Annotated in this window: 17 protein-coding genes and 1 pseudogene; 14 read left to right on the top strand and 4 right to left on the bottom strand. The window is 61.1% G+C overall.

Annotated elements, in window-relative coordinates; all coding sequences use genetic code 11:
- Nucleotides 1-342: 342 nt before the first annotated feature.
- The 8 genes from AC1D08_RS27280 (at nt 343) to AC1D08_RS27245 (ending at nt 8,733) form a co-directional block, all read left to right on the top strand.
- Nucleotides 343-1,605 carry an N-acetylmuramoyl-L-alanine amidase gene (locus AC1D08_RS27280; protein ID WP_477424480.1) on the top strand — a complete coding sequence of 421 codons (1,263 nt, stop codon included), beginning with the start codon at nt 343-345 and terminating at the stop codon, nt 1,603-1,605.
- Nucleotides 1,606-1,818: 213 nt separating this feature from the next.
- Nucleotides 1,819-4,275: a penicillin-binding protein 1A gene (locus AC1D08_RS27275; protein WP_477228494.1), complete on the top strand. Its 2,457-nt coding sequence runs from the start codon at nt 1,819-1,821 to the stop codon at nt 4,273-4,275.
- A 117-nt stretch (nt 4,276-4,392) separates the two neighbouring features.
- Nucleotides 4,393-5,524 (top strand): peptide chain release factor 2 gene (gene prfB, locus AC1D08_RS27270; protein ID WP_477417861.1). Its coding sequence is split into 2 segments (ribosomal slippage): nt 4,393-4,458 and nt 4,460-5,524, totalling 1,131 coding nucleotides; the frame shifts between segments, so codons are not numbered across the junction.
- Between the two features lie 65 nt (nt 5,525-5,589).
- Nucleotides 5,590-6,009, top strand: coding sequence for a GFA family protein (locus AC1D08_RS27265; RefSeq protein ID WP_457153991.1), 420 nt, complete (start codon nt 5,590-5,592; stop codon nt 6,007-6,009).
- A 192-nt stretch (nt 6,010-6,201) separates the two neighbouring features.
- Nucleotides 6,202-6,576, top strand: a complete 375-nt coding sequence (locus tag AC1D08_RS27260; protein WP_457153990.1) for a hypothetical protein — start codon at nt 6,202-6,204, stop codon at nt 6,574-6,576.
- Nucleotides 6,577-6,712: 136 nt separating this feature from the next.
- On the top strand, nt 6,713-7,081 hold the full coding sequence (locus tag AC1D08_RS27255; protein WP_095091674.1) for a GFA family protein: 369 nt from the start codon (nt 6,713-6,715) through the stop codon (nt 7,079-7,081).
- Nucleotides 7,082-7,232: 151 nt separating this feature from the next.
- Nucleotides 7,233-7,883: a YiaD family glycine zipper/OmpA-like lipoprotein gene (locus tag AC1D08_RS27250; protein WP_095090696.1), complete on the top strand. Its 651-nt coding sequence runs from the start codon at nt 7,233-7,235 to the stop codon at nt 7,881-7,883.
- 244 nt (nt 7,884-8,127) lie between these two features.
- On the top strand, nt 8,128-8,733 hold the full coding sequence (locus AC1D08_RS27245) for a hypothetical protein (protein ID WP_095091673.1): 606 nt from the start codon (nt 8,128-8,130) through the stop codon (nt 8,731-8,733).
- Nucleotides 8,734-9,006: 273 nt separating this feature from the next.
- Here the strand turns inward: AC1D08_RS27245 and AC1D08_RS27240 are convergent, their stop codons facing one another.
- Entirely contained in the window at nt 9,007-9,279 is a 273-nt protein-coding gene (locus AC1D08_RS27240) for a DUF2798 domain-containing protein (RefSeq protein WP_457154898.1), read from the bottom strand.
- A gap of 47 nt (nt 9,280-9,326) precedes the next feature.
- Nucleotides 9,327-10,208, bottom strand: coding sequence for an NmrA/HSCARG family protein (locus tag AC1D08_RS27235; RefSeq protein WP_477424477.1), 882 nt, complete (start codon nt 10,206-10,208; stop codon nt 9,327-9,329).
- A 119-nt stretch (nt 10,209-10,327) separates the two neighbouring features.
- Between AC1D08_RS27235 and AC1D08_RS27230 the strand changes: the two genes are divergently transcribed.
- Nucleotides 10,328-11,221 carry a LysR family transcriptional regulator gene (locus tag AC1D08_RS27230; protein WP_457153080.1) on the top strand — a complete coding sequence of 298 codons (894 nt, stop codon included), beginning with the start codon at nt 10,328-10,330 and terminating at the stop codon, nt 11,219-11,221.
- A 101-nt stretch (nt 11,222-11,322) separates the two neighbouring features.
- Here AC1D08_RS27230 and AC1D08_RS27225 read toward each other — a convergent pair whose 3' ends face one another.
- Entirely contained in the window at nt 11,323-12,915 is a 1,593-nt protein-coding gene (locus tag AC1D08_RS27225; protein WP_477424476.1) for a DEAD/DEAH box helicase, read from the bottom strand.
- Nucleotides 12,916-13,109: 194 nt separating this feature from the next.
- The gene (locus AC1D08_RS27220) at nt 13,110-13,883 is read right to left on the bottom strand and encodes an NAD kinase (RefSeq protein ID WP_477424474.1); all 774 of its coding nucleotides are present in this window, start codon (nt 13,881-13,883) and stop codon (nt 13,110-13,112) included.
- A gap of 666 nt (nt 13,884-14,549) precedes the next feature.
- On the opposite strand from AC1D08_RS27220, the gene AC1D08_RS27215 reads away from it, so the two are divergent.
- The 5 genes and pseudogenes from AC1D08_RS27215 (at nt 14,550) to AC1D08_RS27195 (ending at nt 19,751) form a co-directional block, all read left to right on the top strand.
- On the top strand, nt 14,550-15,506 hold the full coding sequence (locus AC1D08_RS27215; RefSeq protein ID WP_457153077.1) for an NAD-dependent epimerase/dehydratase family protein: 957 nt from the start codon (nt 14,550-14,552) through the stop codon (nt 15,504-15,506).
- A 359-nt stretch (nt 15,507-15,865) separates the two neighbouring features.
- Nucleotides 15,866-16,957 (top strand): ABC transporter ATP-binding protein, encoded by a 1,092-nt coding sequence (locus tag AC1D08_RS27210; protein ID WP_457153076.1) that lies wholly within the window; start codon nt 15,866-15,868, stop codon nt 16,955-16,957.
- Nucleotides 16,958-16,961: 4 nt separating this feature from the next.
- Nucleotides 16,962-17,882: an ABC transporter permease gene (locus AC1D08_RS27205; protein WP_457153075.1), complete on the top strand. Its 921-nt coding sequence runs from the start codon at nt 16,962-16,964 to the stop codon at nt 17,880-17,882.
- Nucleotides 17,875-18,675: an ABC transporter permease gene (locus AC1D08_RS27200; protein ID WP_477399294.1), complete on the top strand. Its 801-nt coding sequence runs from the start codon at nt 17,875-17,877 to the stop codon at nt 18,673-18,675. Before AC1D08_RS27205 ends, AC1D08_RS27200 begins: the two co-directional genes overlap by 8 nt.
- A 40-nt stretch (nt 18,676-18,715) precedes the next feature.
- A pseudogene (locus AC1D08_RS27195) lies at nt 18,716-19,751 on the top strand (extracellular solute-binding protein).
- The last annotated feature ends 16 nt before the right edge of the window (nt 19,752-19,767 follow it).

The following is a 19,767-nucleotide window of genomic DNA, read 5'->3' as shown; positions in this document are numbered from 1 at the left end:
CGCACACCTGCGAAATTTCGTCGCGATCACCTGAACCCTTTTCGCATGAAGCGAAAGGAGCCGCCTTTCATCTAACCCTGTAGCAGGAAGCTGCGGAGGAGGGCGGTTCCAGGATTGCAGTGATCCAGTATCGCTTTTATGATTTGGCGGGGTGGAAGGCAACCCCGATTTCCGATGCCGGCAAAAAGCAGTTCCGTAACGTAAGAACAGGCTCCAACCCTTGCATGAAAAGGCTTGGTTAACCTTCTCTGGATACCAATCGTTAATCGAGTTCGCGGCCTAACCGGCACTTCGACGAAACGACGGGCGCCTGGCGCCAAACCGGGAGCGACTGGAAGACAAATGGGACTGGCAGACTTCACAGACAAGGGATGTCGTGTTGGCGGCCGGATCATCGGTGCCTTCTGCCTCCTGCTGTTGCTGGTGATCTCTTCCGCCTCGTCCTCCGTTGCCAATGCGGCCGACGCACCGCTGGTGGCAAAAGGCTACAAGATGGCGGGCGATGCCACCAAGATGCGCATCGTCATGGATTTCGACCGCGAACCCGATGTCAAATGGTTCCTGCTGCGCGGTCCCAATCGTCTTGTCATCGATCTTGCGAATACGCGATTCGCCATTAACGCCAAGGACTTGAAGGCGCGCGGTCTGGTCAGGGGCGTGCGCCTTGGCGCGCTCGGCGAGGGCGTTTCGCGGCTGATCCTCACCGGCAAGGGACCCTTCGCCGTCGACAAGCTCGATGTGCTCAAGAACGAGGACGGAACCGGCTACCGCATCGCCATCGATATCTCGGCAGCCTCCGCTCGCGAGTTCGACGCGGCACTTGCCAATCAGGCGCTGACCACCGGATCGACGGTTTCGACCGACAAGGGAGCGCGGGTCGGCACCGGACCGGTGTCCAATCCGGGCCATCGCTTCACTGTCGTCATCGATCCAGGCCATGGCGGCATCGACGGCGGCGCCGAGGGCCTGAACGGCACCATCGAGAAGAACGTCACGCTCGCCTTCGCCACCGAGTTGCGCGACAAGCTGGCGGCCGTCGGTAACTACGATGTGTTCATGACGCGCGATACCGACGAGTTCCTGCGGCTGGATGATCGCGTGCGCATTGCCCGGCAGCACGAGGCCGATTTGCTGATTTCCATTCATGCCGACACGATCAGTGTGAAAGGCATTCGCGGCGCCACCGTCTACACCGTTTCCGACAAGGCTTCGGATCCCGAGGCGCAGGCGCTTGCCGACCGCGARAATCTCTCCGACCAGTTCGCCGGCATGGAMATCAAGAACGAYAGCAAGGAAGTCACCGACATCCTGATCGACCTGATCCGCCGCGAAACGCACAATTTCTCGATGAGCTTCGCCCACACCCTGGTCGGCCAGCTTTCGACCAGCGTCGGCCTCATCAACAATCCGCAGCGTTCGGCGGGGTTCAAGGTGCTGAAAGCACCCGACGTGCCATCCGTGCTGGTCGAACTGGGTTATCTCTCGAATGCCAAGGACGAGGCGCAGCTGCTCAACGCCGACTGGCGCGGCAAGGCGGCTCAGAGTATAACCAATGCCGTCGCACTTTTCGCGTCAGCCAAGACCGGAGCCGGAACCGGAGGCTGACATGCTCCGGGTCGCCCACAACCAGGGGCAGCGTTGCGCGGCGACAACAGCTGTTGCCTTTATTTACGGCCTGCGGTCACGAATTCAGGCATTGCCGTATTTTGTCCACATGGTGGCGACATGAGTTTTCGATTGCGGATTGGGACCGGCTCGAAAGCTTGCGCGGAAGGCGGCTTCGTTTAGGAAATTCCCGAACCAAGGACTGGAGCGGGTATGATTCGTCTCATTGGCTATTTTTTCGGCATCGGCACGACGCTGGCCCTTTTGGTCGCGGCGGGCGTTGCGATCTACATCGGCCATTTGTCGAAGGACCTCCCCGACTACGAGGTGCTGGCCAAATACGAGCCGCCGGTGACCACCCGCATTCATGCGTCGGACGGCGCGCTGATGGCCGAATATGCCCGTGAGCGGCGCCTGTACCTGCCGATCCAGGCCATACCGGATCGCGTCAAGGCAGCCTTCCTGTCCGCCGAAGACAAGAACTTCTACAATCATCCCGGCATCGACGTGACCGGCCTTGGCCGCGCCATCATCGTCAACCTGCAGAATTTTGGCTCAGGCAAGCGCCAGGTCGGCGCCTCGACGATCACCCAGCAGGTGGCGAAGAACTTCCTCTTGTCTTCGGACCAGACCTATGAGCGCAAGATCAAGGAGATGATCCTCGCCTTCCGCATCGAGCAGGCCTACCCCAAGGATCGTATTCTCGAGCTCTACCTCAACGAAATCTTCTTCGGCTTCGGCGCCTATGGCGTCGCCGGTGCGGCGCTGACCTATTTCGACAAGTCGGTCAACGAGCTGACCGTGGCCGAAGCTGCTTATCTGGCTTCGCTGCCGAAGGGACCGAACAACTACCATCCCTTCAAGCATGCCGATCGCGCGCTGGAGCGCCGCAACTGGGTCATCGACCAGATGGTCGAGAATGGCTACGTGACGCGTGAGGAAGGCGCCAAGGCCAAGGCCGAGCCGCTGGGCGTGACGCCGCGCCGCAACGGCACCTATCTTTTCGCCGGCGAGTACTTCACCGAGGAGGTGCGCCGCCAGATCATCGCCCGTTACGGCGAGAATGCGCTTTACGAAGGCGGCCTTTCCGTCCGCACGACGCTTGATCCGAAGGTTCAGCTCATTGCCCGCAAGGCGATGCAGAACGGGTTGATGAAATACGACACGCTGCGCGGTTATCGCGGACCGGTGACGACCATCGACGTGTCCGGCGACTGGGGCGTGCCGCTTGGCAACGTCAAGGGGCTGGAGGATGTCCCTGAATGGTCGCTGGCCGTCGTGCTCGACAGTTCGGAGACCGGCCTGTCGATCGGCCTTCAGCCGGCGCGCCAGGCCTCGGGCGAGATCGTCAAGGAACGCGTCGAAGGCACCGTCAGCAAGGACGACATGGGTTTCGCCATGCGCCATCTGGTCGACGGCAAGACCGTCAAGGCCAAGTCGCCGGCGGACGTCTTGAAACCGGGCGACGTTATTTTCGTGCAGAAGAACGATGGCGCCGATGGCGCCTACAGCCTGCGCCAGGTTCCCGAGGTGGAGGGCGGCCTGATCGCCATGGATCCGCATACCGGCCGCGTGCTGGCCATGGTCGGCGGCTTCTCCTACGCGCAATCCGAATTCAATCGCGCGACGCAAGCCATGCGCCAGCCAGGCTCCTCGTTCAAGCCGATCGTCTATTCGGCCGCGCTCGACAACGGCTATACGCCGGCCTCGGTGATCATGGACGGGCCGATCACCATCCAGAGCGGCAACACGACCTGGACGCCGAAGAACTATGACGGCACCGTTGCTGGTCCGGCGACATTGCGCTCCGGCATCGAGAAGTCGCGCAATTTGATGACGGTGCGGCTTGCCAACGATATGGGCATGAAGCTGGTCGTCGAGTATGCCGAGCGCTTTGGTGTCTACGACCATCTGGCGCCGTATCTGCCGATGGCGCTGGGCTCCGGCGAAACGACCGTGATGCGCATGGTGTCGGCCTATTCGATCATGGCCAACGGCGGCAAGTCGATCAAGCCGTCGCTGATCGACCGCATCCAGGACCGCTACGGCAAGACGGTGTTCAAGCAGGACGAACGTGGCTGCCAGGGCTGCAATGCGCCCGAATGGCAGAACCAGCCGGAACCGGAACTGGTCGACAATTCCGAGCAGGTGCTCGATCCGATGACCGCCTATCAGATCACCTCGATGATGGAAGGTGTCGTGCAGCGCGGCACCGGCGCCACCATCGGCGAACTCGGCCGCCACATCGCCGGCAAGACCGGGACGACGAACGACGAAAAGGACGCCTGGTTCATCGGTTTTACGCCCAACCTCGTCGTTGGCCTCTACATGGGCTACGACACGCCGCGCGGCCTTGGCCATGGCGCTACCGGTGGTGGTCTCGCGGCACCTATCTTCAAGGACTTCATGCGGGTGGCGCTGGATGGCACGCCCAATGTCGACTTCAAGGTGCCGGAAGGCATGAACCTGATCGCCATCAATCGCAAGACCGGCATGCGTGCCGCTTCGGGCGATCCCGGCACCATCATCGAAGCCTTCAAGCCGGGTACCGGGCCTGCCGACAGCTATTGGGTGATCGGCATGGGCGCCGACGGCTCTAATGCCACCGGCGGTGCACTATCGCCGCAGGCCAACCAGGCCATCCAGTCCGGCGGCGGCGGCCTCTACTGACGATTTTCATGAGCGGATGGGCTGGCCTTGCGCCGGCCCATTTTGCTTTACAGCCGGCGGCGGCCTCCCTATGTATCGCGCCTACCGATTTCATCAAACAGGACAGAACAGCCAGCCATGCGCGCGGAAACGCAGAATATTGTCGACGAGATCAGGCAGGCGATTACCCTGCTGAGGAGGCATCTTTGACTGGGATCAGGCCATAAAGCGGCTTGAATACCTCAACGTGCGCGCCGAGGACGCCAGCCTCTGGAACGAACCGCTGGAAGCACAGAAGTTGATGCGCGAACGGCAGGGCCTCGAGGAAGGTATCGCCTCGGTGAAAGGCCTGACGCAGGCGCTGGAAGACAATATCGGGCTGATCGAACTCGGTGAGGAAGAGGGCGACGAGGGCGTCATCGCGGAAGCGGAAGCCGCGCTCCGTTCGATGCAGGGCGAAGCGAAGGCTCGCCAGGTCGAGACGCTGCTGTCGGGCGAGGCCGACGCCAACGACACCTACCTCGAAGTCCATGCCGGCGCAGGTGGCACCGAAAGCCAGGACTGGGCCTCGATGCTTTTGCGCATGTACACGCGCTGGGCCGAGCGGCGCCGCTTCAAGGTCGAGGTGCTGGAAGTGCATGACGGCGAAGAGGCCGGCATCAAGTCCGCCACGCTGCTGATCAAGGGCCACAACGCCTATGGCTGGCTGAAGACGGAATCGGGCGTTCATCGCCTGGTACGCATTTCGCCCTATGACAGCAATGCGCGTCGTCACACGTCGTTCGCCAGCATCTGGGTCTATCCGGTCATCGACGACACGATCGAGATCGACGTGTCCGAATCTGATGTCCGCATCGACACCTACCGCTCGTCCGGCTCGGGCGGCCAGCACGTCAACACCACGGATTCGGCGGTGCGCATCACCCACCTTGCCACCGGCATCGCCGTCGCCTGCCAGGCCGAACGGTCGCAGCATAAGAACAAGGCCAAGGCGTGGGAGATGTTGCGCTCGCGCCTCTACGAGGAAGAGCTGAAGAAGCGCGAGGCTGTTGCCAACGCCACCGAAGCGTCGAAGAGCGATATCGGCTGGGGTCACCAGATCCGCTCCTATGTGCTGCAGCCCTACCAGTTGGTGAAGGATCTTCGCACCGGCGTCGAGAGCACCAGCCCGTCGAGCGTGCTCGATGGCGACCTCGACGATTTCATGGAAGCCTCCCTGTCGCAGCGCATCGAGGGCGGTGCGGGTGAAGCGGTGGCGGATCTGGATTAGTCCTGGCAGCATGATCCCGAAAATTGGGTCCAGTACCGCGGGCCCACATAGACCTGGATAGGACGATGGCTCGCAAGCTTGTCGGAAAATGTTTGTGCGGCGCTGTGCAATACGCCGTACGGGACGAGTTTGTTTACGCGGCCAACTGCCACTGTTCCAATTGCCGACGGACCACGGGTTCGGCCTTCAAGCCGTTCGCCGGTATCGAGCGCGAAAAATTTGCCTTGGGCGAAGGCGAGGACAAGCTTCTGATCTTCGGCGATCAAAGCGGCCATGATGCGCATTGCGGGCTGTGCGGCTCATTGCTCTATTCGCTGGTTCGCGAAGGGGCTTTCGTCCACGTGGCGATGGGAACCCTTGCCGACGACCCGTCGATCCGCCCGTCCGCCCATATCTTCGTGGGCTCCAAGGCGGGCTGGTTCACCATCACCGACGACCTGCCGCAATATCAAGAGCACGTGATTGCCGGATCTGTCGACGAATAGGCGTCGGTCTGCCACGTAGCAATTTCTTGCGCCGACTCACATTTGCGCTCACCATCACCGCATTGAGGGGAGACAAAAGCATTTATGGCTGGGCGCGGCATATCTGCTAGCTGACGATCCGGCCGCTGGGAAGAGACGTTCAGGGAACGGGCAAGCGAAACGCTTGATGGCTCGTTTGAAAGGAACGTTTCCATGTCTGCCACACCCAGATCGGCCAAAGCCGTTCGACCGGCCGGTCGACTCCTGATTTCCCTGCTTGCAATTCCAATGATCGCAATGCTGTCGTCGCCGGCGTTGGCGCATGATGCCAAGCCGACCGCGGCGAAACCGCAAGGCTGGAGCTATCCGTTCGCCTGCTGCGCCAATTACGATTGCCACGAGGTGTCGCAAACCTCGATCAGCGAGCGCCCGGAAGGTTATGTCATCAAGGACACCGGGGAGGTGTTGGCCTACAGCGACAGACGGATCAAGGATTCGCCCGACGGCGAATTCCATTGGTGCGCCCATGAAGCCGGGCTCGATGCCGGCAAGACCATCTGCCTGTTCGTGCCGCCATCGTCCTTCTAGGCCTTTCCGGCCTGGATTTAGAATGAAGGTTCAGACGGCGCGCCGTCTGGCGCCTCTGCTGGCAGAGAGTTGTCAGGAGCGCCTCTTTATGCTGCCCTTGCCGCACGAGGCGGTGGGCGACTGGAGGAGTTCGTTGATGACCATCAAGGCAAGCTGTCATTGCAAGGGGACGACATTCGAGGTTTCGCAGGCGCCGCAGACTGTGACGCAATGCACCTGCTCGTTCTGCTCGAAACGGGGCTCGCTCTGGGCCTACTACGTTCCGTCGCAATTCAAGCTCACCAGCCCGCCGGAGAATGTTTCCGTCTACCAATGGGGGTCAAAAACAGTCAAGCACGGTTTTTGCGCCACATGCGGCTGCGGCACCTTCACGGAAACGCCGGATTGGTCGACTGGCGAGCCGGATTTCGACAATCCCAAGATCAGTGTCAATTCGCGGCTCTTCGATGATTTCGATCTCGATAAGGTCGAAGTGGTCGTCATCGACGGCAAGAATCTCTGGTAGCCCGCCATGGGGCGACCGGCCAATCGGCGTCGGGGAAAAGCCGTTGCGGTAGCTTTTGCCGTTCCGCTTTTCGCCGCATTTCATGTTACAAGTCGCGGGAAGGGCTGATTTGGCGCCATCGCAGTGGCGTGACCTGGAGAGGGACGATCCTATGAAAAAGACTGTGCTCGTCGTTGTGGCGACGGCTTTGCTTGTGAGCGCATGCACCACCACCGATCCGTACACGGGCGACCAGAAGATTTCCAACACCGCCGCGGGAGCCGGTCTTGGCGCCCTGGCAGGTGCCAGCCTTGGCCTGCTTGCCGGTGGCAACGACCGCCGCAACGCACTGATCGGCGCGGGTATCGGCGCGCTTGCCGGCGGTGCCATCGGCGCCACCATGGACCAGAACGAGGCCGAACTGCGCCGCCAGCTTCAGGGCACCGGCGTCAGCGTCACCCGCAGCGGTGACCAGATCATCCTCAACATGCCCTCCGACATCACCTTCAACACGGATCAGGATGCTGTGAAGCCCGGCTTCTACCAGGTGCTGAATTCGGTCGCGCTGGTGCTGAAGAAGTTCAAGCAGACCACGGTCGACGTTTTCGGCCACACCGATTCGACCGGTGGCGACCAGCACAATTTCGATCTGTCGCAGCGGCGCGCGCTGGCGGTTGCCAACTACCTGTCCGGTCAGGGTGTCGATCAGCGCCGCTTCGCCGTCACCGGTTTCGGCAAGACACGGCCGATCGCATCCAATGCGACGGCCGAAGGCCGCGCCCAGAACCGCCGCGTCGAGATCCAGCTGTCGCCGCTCACCTGATCTGTCCGGCAAGCGAATGCAAAACGGCCCCATATATGGGGCCGTTTTTGTTTGAGCGGATGCCGGCGCAGATTGGCGCTCAGAGAATTAGCTAGTTCTAACTAACTAGTTTCCCGCAGCCACGGAAAGGAATAGCATCGACCCTGTTCCGGAGGGGATGAGGCGGATACAACTGGCCGCGCAATCAGCATTTTTTCCCGCCTCGGTCTTGCACGGCCAGATTCAGAAAATCTGGGAGGAATGCATGACAAGAACAGCCAGCCTTGGGCGCTGCGGCGTCCTCGCTTTAACCAGTCTTGTGGGCGCATGGTTGGGCGTCGCCACGGCTCAGGCCGAGGATGCCGGCAAGGCCGACATAGATGCCTTGAAGAAGTCGCTTGCCAAATATGAGGACTACACCGCCGCCGTCCGCGACCTCTATCTGTCGACAGTCGGCTGCGTCTACTACAGCGGAGAAAAGATACCGGGCACGATGGATTACCCGAAAGGCGCCATGGGTATCCATTTCGTCAACGTCCCAAGTGTCGGCCAAAAACTCGATCCGATGCACCCCAATGTGCTGATCTACGAACCGACGAGAAAAGGCCTGCGCCTGGTCGGGGCGGAATGGCTGGTGCCACTGACGCCGGACATCAAAGCGCCGCCGAAGCTGTTTGGCCAAACCTTCATGGGCCCGATGGAGGGACACTATCCGCTCATCCCGCGGGAGTTCGTCCACTACGATCTTCACGCCTGGTTCGTGGACAATCCGAACGGCCTGTTCAGTCCGACGAACCCGAAGGTGAAATGCAACAAGGCCGAGTTTCCGATGCTGGAGAAACCGACCAAGATGATGCCTGGCCCGATGTAACGGGCGAGCCAGGCTGGGAGCAATTCCAGGAAAAGTGTGAAGCGGTTTTCCGTCCGGAATTGCGTCCAAACAAAGAGGCAATTCCCGGAAAAGTGTGAGACGGTTTTCCCGGGAAAGCGCATCGCGCTTTCCCTTAGGAAATTGCGTCAGAGCAAGATTTGGAGCGGTCCGGCGTTTCCGTGAAACGGTGAATCGGTAGGAGCTTACCGGCAGGGCAAGCCGATGGCTGGCTTGCCCTCGAAAGCGATCGGGGATCAGACCCTGGCGACGCCATCAGGACGAGGTCGGCTGGTCGACAATTGCCGCCACGATCCGGCGAACGATCGGCAAGACCAGCAGCAGACTCGGAAACGCCACAAGCCATGATGCTCCCCATGCATACGGCCAGGTCGCCACGAAACCGGTTGTCCAGCCCGCATTGATCAGCGTCGATACTGCCGAGACAATGCTCGACATCAAGATGGAAAGAACGAATGGCATTACCAGCGCATTGTAGGAGGGCGGTAGTTTCCTCGATTTCAAAACTTTGTCCGATGACGCTCGCATCAAGTATCTCCTGTTCAGAAAGTGGACGCATGCGCGGCTGAGCGCGATCAGGTGGCATGTGCCGTTTGCAGGGCCAGGTTGCTAATGAAGCTGCGCAACGAACGCGGTTCGCGACCCAGGGCGGCGCGCAATGTCAGACTGTTCCCGCCGAGGCCATGGAGGGCGTAGTGGCCATATACCCTGGCCAACGATTGCATCTGGAGGTCGCTGTAGGGGAGGCGGACATCCGCAGCCCACTCGGCAAATGTCGGCTCGCCCGCGATGACCGGGCGGCCAAGTTCCTCTCCCATTATTGACGCGATCTCTTCCCGGCTGTGCATACCCGCGCAGAGCTCGATCGTCGCATATGACAGTCGCGCTTCGGTCAAGGCGATCGCTGCCACTTCAGCAACATCGCGGTAATCGACACGCGCCACCTTCGCCGTCTTTGGAAAAGGTTCCGAGAAAACACCGTGCTCAACGACCGACGGCCAGGCCGCTGCGATATTCTGCATGAAATTGGCAGGATGCAGGATCGTATATTCCATCGTCGTCGAGTAGAGAGCGTTCTCGACTGGCACCTTGCTCGCATGGTTTTTCAGTTTCGTATTGGTCGGCTGGATCACCGACGAGAAGACGAATTTCTGAACGCCCGCCTGCGCAGCGGCTTCAACCATGGCAACCCCCATGGCGGCTTCATCGGGGGCAAAGGCCGGTCCAATATGGAAGACACCGGCAACGCCCTCGACAGCGCTTTCGAGGCTCCGGCGATTGCGTAAATCGCCAGTGGCGACCTCGGATGCCCCTAGCATTCGGGCCTTCTCGGCGTTCGCCGGATCATGGACGAGCGCGCGAACCGTGGCATTGCGGCGCACAAGTTCGGGCACGACCAATCCGGCAAATCGGCCGCTGGCGCCAACAACCAGTACGGTTGGATTGGGTGCTTGCATGACAACTCCCTTCCATCAAGCCTGTCCTCGTGGGACAACTTGCAGAGAGGTACGATGTCGCAAACGGCGTTACAATTGTCCGATTTTGTGATAGATTATATCGATCACCGGGAGAATACATGAGCCGGATAGACGATTTCGAGGCTTTCATCGCGATCATCGAGCATGGAAGTCTGACGGCTGCCGCGCGCCGGCTGAACCGCTCGCTGCAGTCGGTCAGCCGATCCTTGGCGGCATTGGAGGAATCAGTCGGCGTCGAGTTGGTCCACAGAACAACGCGTCGCTCGACACCGAGTGAAGTCGGGGCAGCCTTTTTCAACCGGATCAAGCCCGCGGTCGACGAGATAAACGACGCAAGTCTTCAAGCGATCAATCAACGATCGGAACCATCGGGCGTCCTGCGCATCGGGGCGCCGGTTCTGTTTGGGCCGAACGTCCTGATGCCTGTCATCGCCGAATACATGCGGACGTTTCCCCGGGTCGAGGTCGATCTTCAACTTTCCGATGGATTTGCCGATCTTGGTGCTGAAGGTCTCGATCTGGCAATCCGCATCGGCGACTTGCCGAATTCCAGCTTGAAAGCCAAACGCCTGGGAGCGTTGCGGCGCGTTGTGTTCGGCGCGCCTTCCTATTTTGCGCGGTGCGGCCGGCCGACCCATCCCTTCGAACTGAGTGAGCACAGTTGCATCGTTAGAACCGTCAACGAGCGCCCAGGTGAATGGACGTTTCAGGTCGACGGGAAACCCCGGGCCGTGAAGGTCTCGGGCGCCTTTCGCTCCAATCTGATGACCTCGGTCTATGCCGCCGCAGTCCACGGACTGGGTTTGGGCTTCTCGCCGCTTTGGCAGATAAGACATCTGGTGGACGATGGTCGGGTCGAGCTGGTTTTGATGGAATTCGAGCCGGCGTTGGTGCCGATCCATGCCTTGTGGCAGGAAGGCCGGTCATCTTCGGCCAAGGTTCGCGCGTTTCTGGATTTATTGGCATCCCGCCTGGAACTCAAAGGCCTGTAGCATCGACGGGCTGTTTTAAGGTTCCCAGGTCAGGAGCGACCGGGCAGATCGAGCCGGTTTTGCGGTTGCCGCGCATCCTAGGGACGCGCGGCTCTTGGGGATCAGACCTTGGCGACGATCCGCATGAAGGCCGGCATGTCGTCGCCGAAGCCGACAGTGGCGTCGTTGTCTTCCTGGCGGTGGCGGGCTGGGCGGTTGCTGTCGCGCTGCGGCCTGGTGTCGCCACGTTCCGGAGCGCGCGGTTCGTTGCGATCGGATGATTTGCGCTCGGTGTTTTCCGAGCGGATCGCTTCCTTGCGCGCACGCCGTTCGCCGATGTCGGCGACCGCGGTCTCTGCCACGTCAGGCTGTTCGTCCTGCTGCGCAATGACGGCCGGGGCGTCTTCCTCGCTGTGTTTGGAGCGGCGTTCGCCGCCCCTCTTGCGCTCGCCCCTGTCCTTGCGATCGTCGTCCTTGCGACCTGCACGGCGCGGCGCCCCTTTGCCACGGCGCGGAGCATCGTCCTCGCCGCCTTCGCTGGCGACCACTGTCGACAGGTCGCCATCATGCCACTCGATCTTGTTGCCGATCAGCCGCTCGATGGCGTCGATATACTTGGTGTCCGACTTGGTCGCGATGGTGAAGGATTTGCCCGAGCGCCCGGCGCGGCCGGTGCGGCCGATACGATGGACGTAGTCTTCGGCATGGATCGGCACGTCGTAGTTGAAGACGTGGCTGACGTCGGGGATGTCGAGGCCACGTGCGGCGACGTCGGAAGCGACGAGATAGCGCAGCTTGCCATCGCGGAAATTGGCCAGCATCTGCATGCGCGCACGCTGGTCCATGTCGCCATGCAGCGCGCCGGCATCGAAATCATACTTCAGCAGCGAGCGGAACAGCTCCGACACCTCGACCTTTCGGTTGCAGAAGATGATGGCGTTCTTCAGCTCCGCGTCCTCGGCCTTGATCAGGTTGCGCAGCGTCTCGCGCTTGTCCCACGGCTTGGAGCCGGATTTGACCAGGCGCTGGATGATGTTGGTGGCGGCCGACGCAGCCTTCGAGACCTCGACGCGCACTGGCGCGTGCAGGAATTTCTCCGTGAGCTTGGTGATTTCCGGCGGCATCGTCGCCGAGAAGAACAGCGTCTGCCTGGTGAACGGGATCATCTCGCAGATGCGCTCGATGTCGGGGATGAAGCCCATGTCGAGCATCCGGTCCGCTTCGTCGATGACGAGGATCTCGACGCCGTTGAGCAACAGCTTGCCACGCTCGCGGTGGTCGAGCAGGCGGCCGGGCGTGGCGATCAGCACGTCGGCCCCGCGCTCCAGCTTCTTGTCCTGTTCGTCGAACGAGACGCCGCCGATCAACAGCGCGATGTTGAGCTTGTGGTTCTTGCCGTATTTGACGAAGTTTTCCTCGACCTGAGCCGCGAGTTCACGCGTCGGCTCGAGAATGAGGGTGCGCGGCATGCGGGCGCGGGCGCGCCCCTTTTCCAGCCTTGTGAGCATGGGCAGCACGAAGGATGCCGTCTTGCCGGTGCCGGTCTGGGCGATGCCCAGCACGTCCTTGCCGAGAAGCGCGTGCGGGATGGCGCCGGCCTGGATCGGCGTCGGCTGGGTGTAGCCGGCATCGGTGACTGCGGAAAGGACCTTCGGCGACAGGCCTAGGTCTGAAAAGGTCAACGCTTCTGGAGCGGTCGTGGTGTCTGAGGACAAGTGTTGTTGTCTTTGGCTGGTTCGGGGAAGCGCAACAGCATGTGTGTCGCGGCAAGCGCCACGCGCCTGCAAGATTGGTATTGCGATTAGGCGCAAGCCCACGATTTGTCAACAGAAACGGGCGGGAATGGCACGATTGTGAAGTTGTAACCTTAATCGCGATGCTTAATCGAGGCGTTGATCACTGCGCTAGCTCAATAGCGGAACTGCTCGGCGAGAATGCGTTCGTTCCAGGAATGATTGGGATCGAACAGCAACGTTGCCGTCGCGGTTGGTGATTCCCGCACCGTGACCGAGGTCACCGCCTTGACCTCGGTATGGTCGGCGGCGGCGTTCACCGGCCGCTTTTCCGGCTCGAGGATGTCGAAGCGCACGGTCGCCTTGTTGGAGAGCAGCGCGCCGCGCCAGCGGCGCGGGCGAAACGGGCTGACCGGGGTCAGTGCCAGCAGCGGCGCGTCTAGCGGCAGGATCGGCCCATGCGCGGAAAGATTGTAGGCGGTGGACCCGGCAGGCGTCGCGATCATCACTCCGTCGCAACTCAGTTCCTCGAGCCGTACCTGCTCGTCGACGGTGATGCGGATCTTGGCCGTCTGATAGGATTGGCGCCAAAGCGCCACCTCGTTGATCGCCAGCGCCGAAACCGTTTCGCCTTCCGAGGTCTCCGCCAGCATCTCCAGCGGGCGGATCGTTTCGGCGACGGCGGCCGCGAGACGCTCGGTAAGTCCACCGGAGCGATATTCGTTCATCAGGAAACCGATGGTGCCACGGTTCATGCCGTAGACCTTCTTGCCCGTCCCCATCGTGTCGCGAAGGGTCTGCAGCAGGAAGCCGTCGCCGCCAAGGGCGACGACGATCCCGGCATCCTCGATGGAGGATTGTCCATAGCGCGCCGACAGGCTTTCCAGCGCCGTCTTGGCGTCAACGGTGTCGGACGAGACGAAGGCGATGCGGCTGGCGGTTTGGCTCATGGCTCCCCGATGACGACCGATTGGCGGCAGCCGGTTACCGGGGCCGCGCCAGCGCCGGGGTAGCATGGGCAGGGTACGTCTGCAAAGAGAGCCGTTGTTCCGGCCGGCAGGCGATCGCAAAACGGCGAAATGCAGATCTGCCGTTCGCGCATCATGTCAAAGGCAACGCGAATGTGATGGTTAAGACGAAGGTTAAACTATCGTAAAGCCGCATCGGTCATGGTAGCCGACAGTGGATGGTGGCGGGGGCCTAGCCAGTCGAGGCCGACATATTGCCGGTAGCACGCCTTATCATCGTCTTCCTGATGCTGGGAAGTTTCGCTCTTGTCTTCGCCGCACTGGTGCGCCAGTCCGAAGAGATGAGCTTTCGGCCTCAGCCCACGGCGTCGCGCTGCGGCGACGCAGCCGGAACGCCATGCCCGCAACGGGCGCTGTAACTCCCGAAGACATTTTGTTGTTTCTCCCTGAGCCGAGGCCGGTGGCCCGCGCGCGTCGATGGCGTGCGACAAAGCTTGCTCGTTGCGCCTGCGGCCCTTCGCGACGTAGATGAGAACCTTGATTGGCGGATGAACTTTGGGTCGGTGGCGGTAGCCAGCTATTCGATGTTCTTGGGAAACAAGCCCTGCGGCGCGTTGACTGGCCGGGTGTCTGGAGCGGGAATTTTCCATGTCGCGCAGCGTGTTGGTTTCAGGTGGCTGCGGTTTCTTGGGCTCACATCTGATCGACCGTCTGCTGCGGCGAAGCGATCTGGAAAGACTGGTCGTCGTCGACAATCTATGGACCGGCACGCGAGACAACATTGCGCATGTCACCGACCCGCGTTTCAGCCTCCAGGTTGCCGACGCCGAAAGCTTTTCATCCAGTCAGCGCTTTGACGAGATCATCCATCTCGCGTCGCCCGCTTCGCCGATTTGGTACATGCGCGAGCCGATACGCACGATAAAGGCCAACATAGGTGGTGCGCTCAATCTTCTGACGCTGCTCAAGCCCGGCGGTCGTTTCTGCTTTGCCTCGACCTCGGAGATTTACGGCGATCCCCAGGTTTCCCCGCAATCCGAAAGTTACAGGGGATCGGTGGACTGCACAGGTCCCAGGGCCGCCTATGATGAGAGCAAGCGCTGCACCGAGGCATTGCTGTTCGAGCAGCAGCGGGTCAGCGGGCTTGATGTTCGTGTCGTCAGGATTTTCAACACCTATGGGCCGCGAACACGGATGGACGACGGCCGCGCCATTTCGAACTTTGTCATCCAGGCTCTGACGACAGGGGTCCTGACGGTTTACGGCGACGGGTCCCAATCGCGCAGCTGGGGTTATGTCGACGACATCGTCGAGGGACTGGAACGTTTCTTCTGGCGCGACAGCATCTCGCACCGCGGTCCGCTGAACATCGGCAACAATCAAGAGGTTTCGGTTCTGCGCATCGCTGAGTTCGTCAGCTCGCTTGTCCCCGGCAGCCGCATCGAGCACCAGCCTCCGGTTCCCCAGGATCCAACCAACCGATGTCCGGACCTGACTTTGGCGAGGCATGTCCTTCCTGGTTGGGAAGCAAAAACCGGCTACCAGGGGGGTATCGAGCGGACGTTCGAGTGGTTTCGCCAACAGATCGCCGCGACCAGGATGTGACGCCCTCATAGACCGGATTGGCGACAACCAACGCAATACGCTCCTCGCCGCGCGCAGCGGAGAAGAGCGCCATGGTCATCAGCAGCACGGCCGCCAGAAACAGGCGCATGACCTTGATCCAAACCCTGCAGGCCGCGGCGGTCACGCCACGACTTGCCCCCAATTCATCAACGGCCTCGTCCTGAGCACATCATGATGGGTTCACCGACGCATCGGCCGCATCTTCAACGGTTGATGCCCCGCTCGTGGTCGCAAAAAGATATTGACTGTATGTTTAGTCATAGTTATCCCTAGCGGTGAGGATCAAGTTGGTCAGCCGGTTTGCGCCGGTGAATGACCACGGAGGAGAGGGGAATATCTTGACAGCCATACGGCCCGCCGTTGAGGCGAAGGGCGTCACCAGGATCTTTCGGGGAACCGGTCAGGACCAGGTCAGAGCACTCGACAACGTCTCCGTCGCGATCCGCGAAAATGAATTCTTCACACTGCTCGGCCCGTCGGGCTGCGGAAAGACGACGTTGCTGCGGCTGATCGCCGGCTTCGACTATCCGACTGACGGCGAAATCCTGCTCTATGGCCAGGACATCGCGCCGCTGCCGCCGTTCAAGCGGCCGGTCAACACCGTCTTCCAGTCCTATGCGCTGTTTCCGCACATGACCGTGGCCGACAACATCGGCTTTGGCCTGAAGATGCTGGGCAGGCCGAAGGCCGAGATAGAGGCGCGTGTCGACGCGATGCTGAAGCTCGTCCACATGCAGGCGCTCAAAAATCGCCGAACCAGCCAGATATCCGGCGGCCAGCAGCAGCGTGTGGCGCTCGCCAGAGCGCTCGCACCGCAGCCGAAAGTGCTGCTGCTCGACGAACCCTTGTCGGCGCTCGACTACAAGCTGCGCAAGGAAATGCAGATCGAGCTGAAGCGTCTGCAGCACGAGACCGGCATCACCTTCATCTTCGTCACCCATGACCAGGAGGAAGCGCTGACGATGTCGGACCGCATCGCGGTGATGTCGGCGGGAAACATCCTGCAGGTCGGCACGCCCTGGGACGTCTATGACCACCCGGCGGAACGGTTCGTCGCCGACTTCATCGGCGAGACGAACTTCCTGACCGGCATGGTCGAAAGTGCAGGCGATGGCCGGGCGCGAATTGCCTTGCGCTCGGGTGCGAAGATCTGCGCGACCGCCGCCGCGGATTTCCGCGCCGGCGGCAACGCAACGCTGATGGTCCGGCCTGAGCATGCCAAGCTCGTCAAAGGCCGCGGCGACCTGACCGGCATGATCGAGACCATCGTCTATTTCGGCACCGACACGCACATCCATGTCCGGCTGGATGAAGGCAACGTCTTCATGGTGCGCCAGCAGAACTCGCGCAGCGCCAGCTGCGGCTTCGAAAACGGCGACAAGGTCGGCATATCGATCGGCGACGACGCTGCCCAAGTGCTGAAGGACTAGGGCCATGGCGACCGCGATAGAGGTAGCCGAAAAGGCCGAACGTGACGACATCAGGTCACGCTGGCTGCTTTCCACCCCGGCGCTGCTGATCGTCTTCGTCGCGGCCCTTGGGCCGCTGCTGATCGTGGTCGTCTATTCCTTCCTGACGCCAGGCAATTACGGCGATGTGAAATGGCAGTTCTCGACCGATGCCTGGGTGAGCGTGCTGTTCGAGCGTGACGTGTTCGACGACACGCTGTCGTTGGCCACCGCCTATCTGTCGATCTTCTGGCGCTCGGTGTCGCTGTCGCTGGCAACCACTGTGCTGACCCTGATCCTCGGCTTCCCCACCGCCTATTTCATTGCCACACGGCCGGATCACCGGCGCGACATCTGGCTGTTCCTGATCACCATCCCGTTCTGGACCAACCTTCTGATCCGCACCTTCGCCATGCAACAGGTGCTGCGCAATGACGGCATCATCAATTCGGTGCTGCAGCTGCTTGGGATCACTGACCATCCTGTGCAGCTCATGTATACCAATTTCGCCGTCCTGGCCGGCATGGTCTACGTGTTCCTGCCGCTGATGGTGCTGCCGCTATACGCCAGCATGGAGAAGATCGACTTCCGCCTTGTCGAGGCGGGCTACGACCTCTACGCGACGCGGTTCGAGGTTTTGAGGCGCATCATCATCCCGCTGGTCACGCCGGGCATCGTCGCCGGCTCGATCCTCGTCTTCATCCCCTCGCTCGGCGCCTATGTGACGCCGAGGGTGCTCGGCGGCGGCACCAATCTGATGATCGGCAACCTGATCGAGCTGCAGTTTGGCCAGGGCAGAAACTGGCCGCTTGGTGCGGCGCTTTCGATCACCTTGATGGCGATCGTCATGGTGGCGCTGCTGTTCTATGTCCGCAACACGACCAGGTCGGATGGCGCCCATGGCTAATCGCTTCGACGTCCGGCGGCAGAACGGCTTCGTCAGCGTGGCAATGCTGTGTTTCTTCCTGCTTTACCTGCCGATCGCCACGCTCGTGGTCTACGCATTCAACGACAATGATTCCATTGTGATCTGGAAAGGCTTTTCGCTACGCTGGTTTCACATCGCCTGGAACAATGGGCTGGTCATCGAGGCGTCGATCCGCTCGTTCCAGATCGCCGCTGTCGCCGCCATGCTGGCGACGATCACCGCCACGATGGCGGCGCTGGCGACGACCAGGACCAAACCATATCCGGGGTTGACCCTCAAATACGCCTTCATCAACCAGCCGCTGATGGTGCCGGAGATCGTCACCGCGGTGGCGCTGCTGATTGTGTTCTCGCGCATCAAGATCTGGACCGGTTATTCCGGGCTCGGCTACCTCGTCGCCGCGCACACCGCCTTCTGCATCCCGTTCGCCTATCTGCCGATCCGGGCGCGGCTTGAAAGCATGGACCTGGCGCTCGAGACCGCGGCGGCCGATCTCTACGCAACGAAGTGGAAGACATTCCTCCACGTGACCTTGCCATTGCTCTGGCCGGGCATTCTCGCCGGACTGATGCTCGCCTTCGTCGTCTCGCTGGATGACGTCGTCATCACCGAATTCGTCAAATCGGGCGGCCAGGACACGCTGCCCACCTACATGCTCGGCCAGCTCCGGCGTACCGTCACGCCGGAAGTCAATGCGATCTCGACGGCCTTCCTCGTGCTGTCGATCGGCATCGTCACGGCTTTCTTTTTCATCAGCAGGAAACGGACCTGAGGCGGCAACGCCGACGGTCCCAACAATGGGAGCATGGAGCATGAACTGGAAACTGACCGCGACGGCGATCGGGCTGTCGCTGCTGGCCGTGACGGGTGCTGCCCGCGCCGAGGGTGAACTCAACATCTACAATTGGGGCAACTACACCAACCCCGATCTCATCAAGAAGTTCGAAGAGACCTATAAGGTCAAGGTCACCGTCACCGACTTCGATTCCAACGATACAGCACTCGCCAAGATCCGCCAGGGTGGCGCCGGTTTCGACATCGTCGTGCCGTCGGCAAGCGTCGTCCCGATCTGGATCAGCGAGGGGCTGCTGCTTGAATCGCGCCCGGACCAGATGGAGAATTTCAAAAACGTCGATCCCAAATGGGTCGATGTCCCCTTCGATCCGGGTCGCAAATACACCGTTCCGTGGCAGTGGGGCACGACAGGCGTGTCGGTCAACAAGTCGGTCTATTCGGGTGACGTGAACACGTCCGCGATCTTCCTCGATCCGCCGCCCGAACTCGTCGGCAAGATCAATGTCGTTCCCGAAATGGGTGACGTCATGTTCCTCGCCATCGCCTACGAAGGCGGCCAATACTGCACTGACGACAAGGTCGTGCTGAAGAAGGTGCGCGACAAGCTGGTCGAGGCCAAGGCGAAATGGCTGTCCTTCGACTATGGCGCCGTCGACGGCCTCGGCAAGGGCGACGTTGCCGCCGGCGTCAACTGGAACGGCATTTCGCTCCGCCAGCGGCTGCAAAACGACAAGATCGTCTATGGCTATCCCAAGGAGGGCTACCCGATCTGGATGGACAACGTCGCCGTCCTCAAGGACGCCAGGAACGTCGAGAACGCCAAGCTCTTCCAGAACTTCATCATGGACCCGCAGAACGCCGCACTGATCTCGGCCTTCGCGCGCTATTCGAACGGCATCAAAGGCTCGGAAGCCTTCATGCCGGACGACATGAAGAACGCGCCGGAAGTGAACGTTCCGGCCGAATTTCGCTGCCAAGGGACAATTCATGCCGGCCTGTCCGCCTGATGTGCAGGCGCTCTACACGAAAATCTGGACCGATCTCCAGAAATAGCTCGACCCGGGTTTCT

The sequence above is a fragment of the Mesorhizobium sp. P2_E6 genome, from assembly GCF_056403835.1.
Note: the sequence above shows the minus strand (reverse complement) of the source record. Positions and strands in the feature narration are given on the sequence as shown.